The organism is Pantoea cypripedii (assembly GCF_002095535.1).
GTDB classification, from domain to species: Bacteria; Pseudomonadota; Gammaproteobacteria; order Enterobacterales; family Enterobacteriaceae; genus Pantoea; species Pantoea cypripedii.
Map to the genome: position 1 here is coordinate 2398232 of NZ_MLJI01000001.1, position 13349 is coordinate 2411580.

Sequence of the window (13349 nt, forward strand, 5' to 3'; positions counted from 1 at the left end):
GGGTCAGCCTCCGTTTCAGAACTGCAAATGTTCTGCGCGCACAATCATTGCCATGCCGGAAGCGAGCTGTACCCGAACGCCATCTTTAGTAATTTCAAGAATGGTTGCGTCCATCGCACTTTTGCCTGCTTTAACTTTAATATTCTGGCCGGGTTGCAAAGTTGAGGTATCAGTGATGGGTTTGGCTCGCGGTGGGCGTGGCGCAGCATTACGTTCAGCAGAAGCCGCACGCGGTGCCTGCGGACGCGGTTTACGCGGCGCATCACCTTCAGCGGTTTTGCGCGGAGCCGGTTTGCGCGGACGACGTTCGCCCGTCTCTTCACCTGCTTCACGTTTCTTCGCTTTTTGCTGCTCGCGCTGAACCTGAACACGCGCTTTCGCTTCTTCCAGCTGTTTGCGCGCATGTTCAACATGTTGCTCATCCAGCACGCCACAGGCGTTGCCGTCGAGGTCAACACGGATGGCACCCGCTTTAATGCCGTAAAGGTAACGCCAGCTTGAGGTATAAAGACGTAAGGCCGAACGCAGTTGCGTCTTGCTCAGGCCCATATCGCCCTGAACACGCTCGACCAGATCCTGAAAGATACCGATTTTGAGCGGACGCGCTTCACCTTCGGCGCTAAAGCAGTGCGGAAAACGCTCCGCCAGAAAGGCGATCACTTCTTTACTGCTATTCAACTTAGGTTGATTTTCCATGAAATTTCCTGATTACAACGGGTTTGCCGACCAGAGCAGGCATGAACAGGCGACATTATAATGACAACATCGCCAAATGCTATGTGATCCAGTCGATTAGCTGCGCGTCAGTTGAAGAAATTTTTCAATGTCGCTGCCCGCCAGTACTTCACAAAGCCCGTCAGTAAGGGCCACCAGCCCCGCTTCATCCTCACTATCGAAGCGAGAATAAACCGTACTGTCGATGTCCAGCACACCGACTAACGTGCCATTCACTTTCAGAGGAATCACGATTTCCGCATTACTGGCGGCGTCACAGGCGATATGACCGGGGAAAGCGTGCACATCTTCCACGCGCTGCACTTTCTCTTCTGCAATCGCCGTGCCACAAACACCCTTGCCTACCGCAATACGCACACAGGCAATTTTGCCCTGGAAGGGACCCAGTACCAGCGTATTCGCTTCAGTCAGCAAATAAAAACCTGCCCAGTTGACGCCTTCCAGGCGTTCAAACAGTAACGCGCTGCAATTACCCAGCGCGGCGAGGAAAGAGGTTTCACCCGCCAGCAGCGCACGCGCATCGCGATTTAAATCCTCGTAAAAGGCTTTTTTGTTCATTGTTTAACCATAATTCGACGCAGCGAAGCCGCGTGTGTCACTCAGTTGTTAAAATAAGCACTAATTATCCAGCGTCACAAGGTGAATCATTGTGTTAGTTACTATACCCTTAGCTTTCTGTGGATCGAACTTCATGCCACCACAGATGTCTCAGCCAGCAACCTGCTGCCTGACATGCCGGTAACTGTAACGAACGATGGGCCACTTGCGTCACCCTATGAAAATTCACGCTATCAGCCAGACGTTGCCCCACGCACGTTATCAGCGTTGTCCGCAATGCGATACCCTTTTTTCCTTACCGGATGTTAAATCGCATCAGGCGGCCTACTGCCCGCGTTGTCACGCTCGTATTCAAAGTGGTTTTGACTGGTCAATGACGCGTCTGACCGCCATGGCGGTCACCATGCTGATGCTGATGCCGTTCGCTTTTACCCTGCCGCTGGTGGATATCCGGCTGTTGGGTATGCGCATTAATGCCAGCCTGCTGGAAGGGGTGATACAGATGACGCAGCAAGGCGATGTCATCACCGCATCCATCGTGGCGTTTTGCACCATTGGCGCCCCCATGACGCTGGTGGCGGGCATTAGCTATTTGGGCATCGGTCATGCGCTGGGGATGAATCTGCGTCCGGTGTTGCTGATGCTGGAGAAGCTGAAAGAATGGGTGATGCTGGATATCTACCTGGTCGGTGTCGCGGTGGCTTCGATTAAAGTTCAGGACTACGCCTCGCTGGAGGTGGGTTATGGCATGGTGGCGTATATTGCGCTGACGGTACTTAGCGTGCTGACGCTGATTCATCTTAATGTCGAGCAACTGTGGGAGCATTATTATCCGCAGTCAGTGCCCACCTCACCGCCTGAGCAATGGCAGGTTTGCCTGAACTGTCATCACACCGGTATGGCTGATGATCGCGGGCGCTGTACCCGCTGCCATACGCCGCTGGATTATCGCCGCCGCCACAGCCTGCAAAAATCCTGGGCATCGTTAATTGCTTCCATCGTACTGCTCATTCCTGCCAATCTGCTGCCGATTTCAGTGGTGTATGTTAACGGGGCACGGCGCGAGGACACCATTTTTTCCGGTATTCTCGGCCTGGCTTCCGGCAATATTCCGGTGGCAGCGGTGGTGTTTATCGCCAGTATCCTGGTGCCCTTTACCAAAGTGCTGGTGATGTTAACGCTGCTGCTCAGTATTCACTTCAAATGTGAACAGGGGCTGAAAACCCGCATCCGCTTGCTGCGTGCCGTGACCTGGGTGGGTCGCTGGTCGATGCTGGATCTGTTCGTCATTTCATTAACCATGTCGCTGGTCAATCGTGACCAGCTGCTGGCATTTACCATGGGACCCGCCGCGCTCTATTTTGGCGCGGCAGTGATCCTGACCATTATGGCTGTAGAGTGGCTTGACAGCCGCCTGATCTGGGATGCACATGCAACAGGAAACGCCGACTACACCGACTAGCGCAAATCTGCGAAATAAACGCAAGATTTCGCCGTTCTGGTTACTGCCCATTATCGCCCTGCTGATTGCCGCATGGCTGTTATGGACCAATTATCAGGAACGCGGGACCATCATCACCATCAACTTCCAGACTGCGGACGGTATCGTGCCGGGGCGTACGCCTATTCGCTATCAGGGTGTGGAAGTGGGTACGGTGCAGGGTATCGTGCTGAGCAATGACTATCGCAGCATCCAGATTAAAGCCAGCATTAAGAGCGACATGCGTGACGCACTCCGCGACAACACCCAGTTCTGGCTGGTGACGCCGAAAGCCTCGCTGGCCGGGGTCTCCGGGTTAGATGCGCTGGTGGGAGGCAACTACATCAGCATGATGCCGGGCAGCGGTAATCCGCAGGAACACTTTACGGCGCTGGATACGCAACCGAAATACCGTGTGAATACGGGTGAGTTGTTGATTCATCTGCGTGCGCCCGATCTCGGCTCGCTAAATACCGGTTCGCTGGTGTATTACCGCAAAATTCCGGTTGGCCGGGTCTATGACTACAGCATCAATAGCAATACTGATGGCGTGACCATTGATGTATTGATTGAGCGCCGCTTCATTAATCTGGTGAAAAAGCAGAGCCGATTCTGGAACGTCTCTGGCGTTGACGCTGATGTCAGCCTGAGTGGTGCCAAAGTCAAGCTGGAGAGTCTGGCGGCGCTGGTTAATGGTGCTATTGCCTTCGATTCCCCCAACGAAGGCCAGCAAGCCGACACCGATGAAAACTATCAGCTCTATCCCGACCTGGCACAAAGCCAGCGTGGGGTGCAGGTCAGCCTCGACTTGCCGAGCGGTGATAACCTGAAAGCAGACAGCACACCGCTGATGTATCAGGGGCTGGAAGTGGGCACCTTAACCAAACTGAATTTGCTGCCTGGCGGTAAAGTGACCGGGGAATTGACCGTTGACCCGTCTGTCGCCGGATTGATGCGCACGGGCACCCGCATTGAAATGCGCTCGCCAAAAATCAGCCTGACAGATACTAATCTCAGCAGCCTGTTAACCGGCAATACCTTTGAACTGGTGCCCGGTGAAGGCCAGCCACAGGATCACTTTAGCGTATTACCGGCCAGTGAATCTTTGCTGCAAAAACCGGATGTTCTGACGCTGCAACTCAATGCGCCAGAAACCTATGGTATCGACGCCGGGCAACCGGTGATGCTCTACGGCATGAAGATAGGCCAGGTGATCTCACGGGAACTGGACGAAAAAGGCATCAGTTTTGTGGTGGCCATCAATCCGGAATATCGCCATCTGGTGCACGGTGACAGCAAATTTATCGTTAACAGCCGTATTGACGTGAAGTTCGGTCTTGATGGCATGCAGGTACTGGGTGCCAGCGCACGTGAATGGGTGGATGGCGGCATCCGTCTGGTGCCGGGGGCCAAAGGCAACCCGCAGAACCGTTATCCACTGTATGGTGATGCCGAACGTGCCGAAGAAGGGATTATTGGCGATCAGCCCCCTGCCACGCTGAAGCTGACAGCCAGCAGCCTGCCTGATGTCCAGACCGGTTCTGTGGTGCTGTATCGTAAATTCCAGGTGGGTGAAGTGGTGAATGTTATACCGCGCGCCGATGCTTTTGAAATCTCGATTCATATCGAACCGCAGTATCGCAAACTGCTCACCAGTGAAAGCGTATTTTGGGCTGAGGGGGGGGCCAAGGTGCAGTTGAATGGTAGCGGTCTGACCGTGCAGGCATCACCACTGAACCGCGCGCTGAAAGGTGCCATCAGCTTCGATAACCTGAGCGGTGCCCAGGCGGCCAAAGGGGTGAAACGGGTGCTTTATGCTTCGGAAACCGCCGCACGCGCTGTTGGCAGCCAGATCTCGCTGCACACCTATGATGCCAGCAAGCTGTCAGCCGGCATGCCAATTCGTTATCTCGGTATTAACGTCGGCCAGGTCGAGTCGCTTTCACTGAGTGCCGATAACAACCAGGTAGTGGCAAAAGCGGTACTGTATCCGGAATACGTCCAGGACTTCGCCCGCATCGGCAGTCGTTTCTCCGTGGTTTCTCCACAGATTTCTGCCGCTGGCGTCAACCATCTTGAGACGTTGCTGCAACCCTATGTCAACGTTGATCCGGGTAAAGGCGCTCAGGCTCGTACCTTTGAGTTGCAGGACAGCACCATTACCGATTCGCGTTATCTCAATGGTCTGACGATCTTTGTTGACGCGACAGAGGCGGGTTCGCTTTCGGTGGGTACACCGGTGCTGTTCCGTGGTGTAGAAGTGGGTACCGTCACCGGCACCTCGCTGGGTAATATGGCGGACCGTGTCCAGGTAGCGCTGCGCATCAGTAAGAAGTATCAGCATCTGGTGCGCAACAATTCGGTGTTCTGGCTGGCATCCGGCTATAACCTGAATTTCGGCCTGATTGGCGGCGTGGTCAAAACCGGCACCTTCCAGCAATTTATTCAGGGCGGAATTCAGTTTGCCACCCCACCAACCGTCCCACTGGCACCGCAGGCGGGTGCGAACAAACACTTCCTGTTGCAGGATGAAGCGCCGAAAGACTGGCGCAACTGGGGAACCGCGATTCCCGACCCCGCACAACCCTAAGCAAATCGGGCAGCCTGGCTGCCCGATTCTTTTTCGCGTGTTACACTTCGCGCTCTGTTTGCTATCCCCGGAAGAAACCCGTGTCCGAACGTTTTCCTGAAGATTTCCTCACGCTGATGCGTGCCAGCCTGCCCAACGATGAAGAACTGCAACGTTTTCTCGCCATCAGCCAGCAACCGTTACGCCGCAGCCTGCGTGTGAATACCTTAAAAATCAGCGTGTCTGATTTTCTGGCAAGTACCGCACATTACGGCTGGCGACTGACGCCCATTCCCTGGTGTGCTGAAGGCTTCTGGATTGAACGCGACGACGAATCGCTGCCGCTGGGCAGCGTGGCAGAACATCTCAGCGGGTTGTTTTATATTCAGGAAGCCAGCTCGATGCTGCCGGTCACGGCATTGTTTGATGCCGCGCCCGACGCGCGTCAGGTGATGGATGTTGCCGCAGCACCTGGCTCCAAAACCACGCAAATGGCGGCATTGATGCACAATAATGGCGCGATTCTGGCCAATGAATACTCCGCCAGCCGGGTAAAGGTGTTACATGCCAATATCAGCCGCTGTGGAGTCAGCAATGTTGCCCTGACCCATTTTGATGGCCGCGTGTTTGGTGCGGCATTGCCCGAGCAGTTTGATGCCATCCTGCTGGATGCCCCCTGCTCCGGAGAAGGTGTGGTGCGTAAAGATGCCGATGCGCTGCGTAACTGGAGCCTGGCCAGCACTGAAGACATCGCCGCCACCCAGCGCGACCTGATTGACAGCGCTTTTCACGCCCTGCAACCTGGCGGCACGCTGATTTATTCCACCTGTACGCTCAACCAGATTGAGAATCAGCAGGTCATCAGCTGGCTACAGCAACGTTATCCTGATGCTGTCGAAATTTTACCGCTGAATGGCCTGTTCGCGGGTGCTGAAAAGGCGCTGACGCCGGAGGGCTTCCTGCATGTGTTCCCGCAGCTTTTCGACAGCGAAGGCTTCTTTGTCGCACGTCTGCGTAAAACCGCCAGCGTACCGGCATTACCCGTTCCAACTTATAAAGTCGGCAAACTCCCCTTTTCCCCTGCCAGCCGGAAATTGACGGCTGAAGTGATGCAGGCGGCAGCAAAAGTTGGCCTGCAGTGGGACGATAATTTGCTGTTATGGCAGCGTGATAAAGAGTTGTGGCTGTTCCCCGCCGCGCTGGAAAGCTGGCTGGGTAAAGTGCGCTTTTCGCGCATCGGTCTAAAACTCGCGGAAACCTTCCCGAAAGGGTTTCGCTGGCAACATGAAGCCGTGGTGGCTCTGGCACAGCCGGATAGTTCGCTGGCCTTTGCGCTGACGGAAGCCGAAGCGGAAAGCTGGTATCGCGGTCAGGATATCCATCCGGAGCACCTGCCCGAGCGGGATGAGGTGATTGTGACCTGGCAGCAGCAGACACTCGGCCTGGCCAAAAAGGTCGGCAATCGTATCAAGAATAGCTACCCACGCGAGCTGGTGCGCGATGGCCGTTTGTTCCGCTAAAGGTTACTGCAGCTGCACCAGCGTGAGCCGGTTGCCGAATACGGCACCGGTATCGATATAATGTTGATTGGCAGCGTTGAGCGGTTGCTCCAGCGGCGTATGGCCGAAATAAAAATCGCTGGCCCCCTCAATTGCTGCCGAGTTACCGCGCTGATGTCGCCCCAGACGATCGCGGCTCCACACCACCTGATGCCAGTCAACCTCCTGCCCCAGCGTGTAGTGACTGGCCGGATAATCCGCGTGGGCAATCACCACCACCCGGTCGGCAAGTTGCAGATGCAAAATCAACGGCAATTCAGCACAGCGTCTTAATGCATGACGCGCAGTAATGACCTCACTGCCGCGCAGTTGCCAAAACCATTCACCCCCATTCATCAGCCACAACATCGGGTCCTCGCCCCGCAACGCCGCGATAGCCATCTGTTCATGATTGCCGCGCACGCATCGAAACCAGGGTTCATCCAGCAATGCCAGACAACCGGGACTGTCGGGCCCCCGATCGATCAAATCACCGACGGAAATTAATAAATCCTGCTGCGTATCAAACTGATGCAGAATCAATTGCGAATCAAGCTGAGTACGACAACCGTGTAAATCGCCAACCACCCAGATATGGCGCCATGCTTCCGCATTGACCGTTTGATAAAACATATTGGTCTCCTGAAAGCTGGTTTACTGGAAGTTTAGTGAATCCGGCTTAAAGTATAGCCTGGCGACCTGCAGGCATCGGAGGGAAGCGTGAACAGCCGTAAACAATTTATTGGCGTATTGGTAGTTATTTTTATCGGCAGCTTATTGCTGTTGGAAACGCTTGCGCGGCTGGTACATTTGCTGGTGGTGGGATAGGGGTGATGTCGCTGGCAGATTCAGCAGCGGCCGCATCCTGCAGCCCCGATGAACGTCCCTTCCGGCGCTTATCTCCGGCACTCATTAAAGGTGTTAGCTCTGCGAGGGACGGCAGCTACTGTAGTTCTTCGGAGTATTCTGATCAAGTTAAATGATATTAACTATCATTCTCATTAAAAACCTCAACCTGACAACAAATCTCTATATAAATCAAATTGTTAGCATTTGACGTTGATCATTGCCTGTTGGTAACGGTGAGATGAAATGGTAAGCATCCACAGCCACATAGCTTCCCCGTTTTTTGCCAGGCTTAATCAAACGTAGTTTGAGAGGGAGCCGTTTATGAAAGATTATTATAAGATTGATTTGGAAACGTTTATGCAAAATAACAAACCGTTAATTGCTGAGATTAAAAGCAAAGCCCCGGTTTATGCTGATGATATGGGGATGGATGAAGTGCAATATATTAACCGCGAAATAAAACGTGCTCATCTGGAATATATTGAGAGTCTGGGTATAAAAGATCCTTACGAGTATTACATTACTCAACACGAAGATGATCGCTATCTCGCCGACCAACTTATCGCACAACACCGTAAGGCACTTCGCCCCGCTTCGTAACCCACCAGGCATGGTTGCCACACTAACAGCGCGGCAACCTGCAGCAGAGGATAAGTCATCAGCTAGCGCGTGATAAAGAAAATCGCGGCCATAAAGCCCAGAAATAATACCGCAAAGGTAATAAAACCCAGCCGCGGCGATTTAGCCCGACCAACCAGCGCGGAAATAAACACCGATAATAAGGTTAATGTGCCAATCATCACCCAGAGAAGGTATTGCGTATTTGCCATGGAGGATCCTTATAAGCAGGCAACAACAATAAAGCGCCACTCTTATACCATTTTTTGGGCGGGCAGGCTCTCAGGATATTTGCGAGTGGACAGCTATCTATGATGCATTGTGGCAACGTACCGCCTCCAGCGCTTCCAGTTGCTGCAATCGTTCGGTGGCCTTTTGGTTGGCTCTGGCTTTAGCAACCCCGTTGCCGATACCGAAATCCCCCACAAAGCCAATCACCGTAAGCGCATCAAACTGCCCGGTCTTTGCAATCTGCTGCTGAACGCCATGGCTTTTGACGATTTCCTGCTGCAATGTCGCGCAATCATCATTTTTAGCCTCTTCATCGCTGACCTTTGCAGATTGCGGGTACTGTTTCAGTGCGCATCCGCTCAGCAGCAGGATGATAAAAAGGCAGGCAGGTTTATACATTGCGGTTCTTCTCATCCTGGTCGGCGGCATATGTATGGCTGGTTTGCCGTTAAGCTACCACAGCGAAAAGATCCTAATCGAGTGATTAACACCCGCAGACAGGTTTTGTTCATCTCTGACAGGGTTGCGGGCGATGAGGCATGGAACAAACCGTAGGTAAAAATGAAAAAGGCCGCATTACTGCGGCCTTTGCCAATGATTAGTACCCCACCCGGCGCTTATCTCCGGCACTCGCTATGGCTTAGCTCTTGAAGGGGCAAATGAATTATCTCAGATTTATCCTAAAAATATACCCCCACAACCGCGGTTTTACTCGTGTTCGTGAAGTCAGTCACAACCATTGGGTATGAGGCGTTCCGTCGTTACTGAAGTGACGATGAACGGACATGGCTCAAGTGCATCTTTATTGACTGCGCGGCCACTATCAGGCTTAGGTCAAGAGGATAATTATCCAGTTGAAGAACGGGTTATCAATAGACTCAATTCTTAATCCGAGCACGCATTTTATCTATTTCACCTAAATAACATTCTCCGATCTTAAAGAAATTAACATCATGTGTCATCGCTTCTGAAATGGCTGAAGCGACGCGTTGTCTAAAGGAGTCTAAAAAGAGCAAATAACCATCCATAGAAGTCACATGATGAATGTTTGACGCTCCAAGAGCATCAAGAATGTAATTATTGAGGTTTTTGAAAAAAGGATACATTGGTAGATTTTTATCTATCGTGAAAATTTTGTGAAGCTCTGTAAGATCACGAATATATAATTCACTTTTAAAGCTATAGGGATAGGTTGAAAACTGAACTTTAGAGAAATCGAAATGGTTTGCATAGTTAACCAGAGCAATAATGGTTTTACCGAGACTAAGATTAGTCGTTAAGTTCACCCTCGTATCAATTTCACAAAAAGTACAAAGTGCATTTACCGCATCTGCAAGAAACACAAAGTCATTATGCAAGTCAATCACATTCAGTACAATAAACTTACCTGCAAATATGATGTCTCCATCCTTTGCAGCTCTCTCAACCGTTAACATTAGCAGAGAATGGAGAGTAGATATGTCATCAACCAGCACATGGGGTGAGTCGAGGTATTCTCCTGATTTCATCTTAGAATTGATACCTTCCACGCAGTTGAGTATATCTTTTAATGATCCGGCTTTCACATATGTCAAATCTACCCTGGTGTCGCACTGCGAGAATGAGTTAGTTGCGAAGATTTTTTTGTAAAAAATCATCCTGGCTTTGAATGCAAAGTTATTAAATGCATCAACTTCCACCTTATCCAGCAGGTCATTAAACATTAACTGATGCATCCTGAATTTTTCAAAATTCATTCTTTCCAGCTGAAAACGCATAAAACTCTCATTCTTTTTAGCCGTTTCCTGATCCATCACAGATCGTTTTTTTGCCTCATCGGAGAGCTGTCTATTTTGAAAAATTGCAAATAGCAGTGTGGCTAAAGCAGCGACTGCACCACTTAAAGTAAATAACCCAGAAAGCAAAGAACCAAAATCTGACCATTTCCCTGAATCACGAGAAACGCCCTCAAAAGAGAACGTAACAGGCATTCCCATAACATACTCTCGATATAGATATAGAACCACCGAAGGGAAAATTAACGTAATAAGCAAAACGAAGCCTAAAATCAAATATTCTTTACGCATTTTATTCCTATTAATGAATTGCTTGCCGATCCGCTGGTGGACAGCTCCAGATTGTATCCATGCCTTGTTTGTAATAATGTACTCAATATGCACACATAAGAAAACATTAACGCAATCCTGTGCAAGCTAATCCACATTGGCACCCTTTTCGCCATAAATCTGGCTGATGATTCGCCAGCGTTTGAAGAAGTTTCGGGGGTATATAGGTCGATAAGTGCTTTAGATAGCCACGGTTATTACCATTTATGATCTGCCGATCATCACGCATAACGTCGTCTATCGTTACATGCTAATCACCGGCGAACGAGGATAACCCCGCCATGCAAACCGCCGAACAGGTACAGATGTTGCTGAAAAAGTACTTCTGGGAAATGCCGGAAGAGGCATCACTCAGCACGGGGAAAATGAGCGTGCTATCGGAAGAAGCCAGCGATTTTATTGATGAATATGCCGAGATGTTGGGTGTAGACATGACCGGCTTTGAATTTAACCGTTATTTTCCCAACGCGGGGATCCGTTTCCTTCCTAATGCGATACTACCCCGGTATCTGCGCACGGACCACCACGCACCGACAGAACTCACCGTTAAGATGCTGATTGCCTCTGCTGAGGCCGGTCGCTGGCTTTATTCGTGACATTTGCCCTTCGAATGAGGGGCAGCAATCAAATATTTCGGACAAAAAAAGACCGAATACGATTCCTGTATCCGGTCCAGGGAAATGGCTCTTGAAGAGCCGTGCGCTAAAAGTTGGCATTAATGCAGGCGAGGTCGCCTTGCCTTTTAAAGGTAGACCACAGGTGATTATTTTCCAGCCAACCATCACATCAGGGAAGGAAAGCTGCCGACTCTGTGATCGCGACGGCAGAATAGCGCAGGAAGGTGGCGTAGCGGGTTGCCACGCCTCTCAGACAGGGATTACTGACTGCACAGCGCCTGAGCGCGGGCGATAATTGGCTCAAGACTCATCTTCTGTCCCGGATGGGTTTTGTCTTCCGCCTGAATTGAACTGATGGACTCTGTGGTGCCACGGCCTGATTTCAGGTTTGCTTCGGCTTTGTCATTCAACGGGTACTGCAACAGCGTGCTGGGGTTGATAGCGAACAACGCACCATCCTTCTCACAGCTCAGCATCACTTCTTCACGCGTGAACGGCCATTTGTCTTTGCCAATCTCAAAACGGCTGATGGTAATAATCTGTGCCGCCATCGCCTGGCTGCACAGGGTCAGCAGCACACAAGCTGGAATCAGTTTCTTCAGCAAAATGTCGTCCTCATACATTCAATCGGTATAGATGATTCAGGCTGGAGCCAGCGTGGCAAAGACGCTAACCAGCCCGATAACAACAACCGCCAGCAGCAGTTCGAACTGCGTCAGGCGAATAAAAATCGTGGAGGCGCGGCTGCCTGCCAGGCGAAAACGCGGCACCAGCCAGTAACGGTTGAACACCGCAACGGTCACCATCAACATCACTAACAACACCTTGGTAATCAGCAACTCACTCCACAGCGTTTGGTGCCATTGCAGTGGTGATCCGGCAATCAATAGGCTATTGAAGATGCCTGTTAACAACGCCAGCGCTACGGCTAAATGCCCATAGCGGGAAAAACGCATCATGCTGCGGATGGCATCGGTGCGGTGCGCTATCTTGCGTGCTTCATGCATCAGCAGCAGGAGTGGCAGCAGTCCCCCGCTCCAGAACGCCGCCGATATCAGATGTAATGCATGATTGGTTTGTTGCAACGTACCCTGCCAGCCATCGTGCATCGCCGCATGCCCTACCCCGGCTAACGTGATGAGCTGCAACAATCCGGTCAGCAACAACCATTGCTGTCGCACGTTGCCGCGCAGCAATAATGCCAGCACACTGAGTAAGGCAAACAGGATCTCCCAGCGCCACACCTGACCAAAACGCGTTCCGAGAACCGCCAGCCAGGTATCCCTGGCCGCAACGTTTTGCCAGTCACCACTCATCAGGCCCGTTTGCGTAGCGAGCATCAGCACGGCGCTGAGTAAACTGACTACCGCACTTAACTTCAGGATGGCTGACAGGCGTTGCGCCAGTATCGGGCGGAAACGCTTCGGTGCCAGCAGTGCGGTGTAGAACGCGCTGCCGGTGAGCAACAACGCGGATAGAAAATGGCATGCCCGCAGGCTGATCCACAGCGTACCCAGGCTCATTACTTCACGCTAAATGTGTAACTGCCTTTGGTTTTATGACCATCTACCGAGAGCACGTGCCAGTTTACCTGATAGCTACCGGCAGGCAGCGGCTGACTGAGCGGAACAATCAGCTGATCATGTTGCTTATCATTGAGCGTAGCCTTGGCTGCTGGCACGACCTGGTTCTGCGCATTACGGATCTCCACGCCACTGAAAGCGGGTTCAACATCTTCCGTAAAGGTCAGCGTTAGCGCTTGCGGCGAGGTTTCAACGGTTGATTTGTCAGCCGGAACCGGCGTTTTAAGGTGAGCATGGGCCAGGGCAAACTGACTAAATGCCAGCGTGGATGATGCCAGCAACAGCGCCGCAATGCGGGATAGGGTCGTCTTCTTCATCAGGTCATCCTCTTTATTGCGGCAATCCACCGCAAGCGTGGCAGCAGGATACGCTGCTGATCTTCGGGTGTCGAGACCTGCAATGCGATCCCTTTTCCCTTGATCCTTAACGATGAAAACATTACTTTTGCCCCTGTTAACAGGAGAAA

At 51.7% G+C, this 13349-nt stretch carries 14 protein-coding genes; 5 read left to right on the plus strand and 9 right to left on the minus strand.

The features are described from left to right. Positions 1-15: 15 nt before the first annotated feature. A complete protein-coding gene (gene proQ, locus HA50_RS11130; RefSeq protein ID WP_084875314.1) occupies positions 16-696 on the minus strand; it encodes an RNA chaperone ProQ in 681 nt (226 codons plus the stop codon). A gap of 96 nt (positions 697-792) precedes the next feature. Continuing rightward, positions 793-1293: a GAF domain-containing protein gene (locus HA50_RS11135; protein WP_084875316.1), complete on the minus strand. Its 501-nt coding sequence runs from the start codon at positions 1291-1293 to the stop codon at positions 793-795. Between the two features lie 217 nt (positions 1294-1510). Between HA50_RS11135 and yebS the strand changes: the two genes are divergently transcribed. From yebS to rsmF, 3 genes are all read left to right on the plus strand, one after another. Then, entirely contained in the window at positions 1511-2755 is a 1245-nt protein-coding gene (yebS, locus tag HA50_RS11140) for a membrane integrity lipid transport subunit YebS (protein ID WP_084875318.1), read from the plus strand. Further along, on the plus strand, positions 2724-5363 hold the full coding sequence (locus HA50_RS11145; protein WP_084875320.1) for a PqiB family protein: 2640 nt from the start codon (positions 2724-2726) through the stop codon (positions 5361-5363). The genes yebS and HA50_RS11145 overlap by 32 nt, the downstream gene beginning before the upstream one ends. 80 nt (positions 5364-5443) lie before the next feature. Then, positions 5444-6862 (plus strand): 16S rRNA (cytosine(1407)-C(5))-methyltransferase RsmF, encoded by a 1419-nt coding sequence (rsmF, locus tag HA50_RS11150; RefSeq protein ID WP_084875323.1) that lies wholly within the window; start codon positions 5444-5446, stop codon positions 6860-6862. 3 nt (positions 6863-6865) lie between these two features. Here rsmF and HA50_RS11155 read toward each other — a convergent pair whose 3' ends face one another. Further along, a complete protein-coding gene (locus HA50_RS11155; protein WP_084875326.1) occupies positions 6866-7513 on the minus strand; it encodes a metallophosphoesterase in 648 nt (215 codons plus the stop codon). A gap of 537 nt (positions 7514-8050) precedes the next feature. Here HA50_RS11155 and HA50_RS11160 point away from each other — a divergent pair. Beyond that, a complete protein-coding gene (locus HA50_RS11160) occupies positions 8051-8329 on the plus strand; it encodes a DUF6388 family protein (protein WP_084875329.1) in 279 nt (92 codons plus the stop codon). Between the two features lie 62 nt (positions 8330-8391). On the opposite strand, the gene HA50_RS31535 is transcribed toward HA50_RS11160, so the two are convergent. The 3 genes from HA50_RS31535 to HA50_RS11170 form a co-directional block, all read right to left on the minus strand. Then, on the minus strand, positions 8392-8559 hold the full coding sequence (locus HA50_RS31535) for a hypothetical protein (RefSeq protein WP_167379245.1): 168 nt from the start codon (positions 8557-8559) through the stop codon (positions 8392-8394). 97 nt (positions 8560-8656) lie between these two features. Then, the gene (locus tag HA50_RS11165) at positions 8657-8977 is read right to left on the minus strand and encodes a hypothetical protein (RefSeq protein ID WP_084875331.1); all 321 of its coding nucleotides are present in this window, start codon (positions 8975-8977) and stop codon (positions 8657-8659) included. Between the two features lie 479 nt (positions 8978-9456). After that, positions 9457-10644, minus strand: coding sequence for a hypothetical protein (locus HA50_RS11170; RefSeq protein WP_139810919.1), 1188 nt, complete (start codon positions 10642-10644; stop codon positions 9457-9459). Positions 10645-10964: 320 nt separating this feature from the next. On the opposite strand from HA50_RS11170, the gene HA50_RS11175 reads away from it, so the two are divergent. Then, on the plus strand, positions 10965-11279 hold the full coding sequence (locus tag HA50_RS11175; RefSeq protein WP_084875335.1) for a DUF1493 family protein: 315 nt from the start codon (positions 10965-10967) through the stop codon (positions 11277-11279). 281 nt (positions 11280-11560) lie between these two features. Here HA50_RS11175 and HA50_RS11185 read toward each other — a convergent pair whose 3' ends face one another. Genes HA50_RS11185 through copC form a run of 3 tightly spaced genes read right to left on the minus strand, consistent with a single transcriptional unit; the run spans position 11561 to position 13200 of the window. Then, positions 11561-11908 carry a YebY family protein gene (locus tag HA50_RS11185; protein WP_084878481.1) on the minus strand — a complete coding sequence of 116 codons (348 nt, stop codon included), beginning with the start codon at positions 11906-11908 and terminating at the stop codon, positions 11561-11563. 33 nt (positions 11909-11941) lie between these two features. Further along, positions 11942-12823, minus strand: a complete 882-nt coding sequence (copD, locus tag HA50_RS11190; protein WP_084875339.1) for a copper homeostasis membrane protein CopD — start codon at positions 12821-12823, stop codon at positions 11942-11944. Continuing rightward, complete coding sequence (copC, locus tag HA50_RS11195) at positions 12823-13200, minus strand: copper homeostasis periplasmic binding protein CopC (RefSeq protein ID WP_084875341.1); 378 nt, start codon at positions 13198-13200, stop codon at positions 12823-12825. Before copC ends, copD begins: the two co-directional genes overlap by 1 nt. Between the last annotated feature and the right edge of the window lie 149 nt (positions 13201-13349).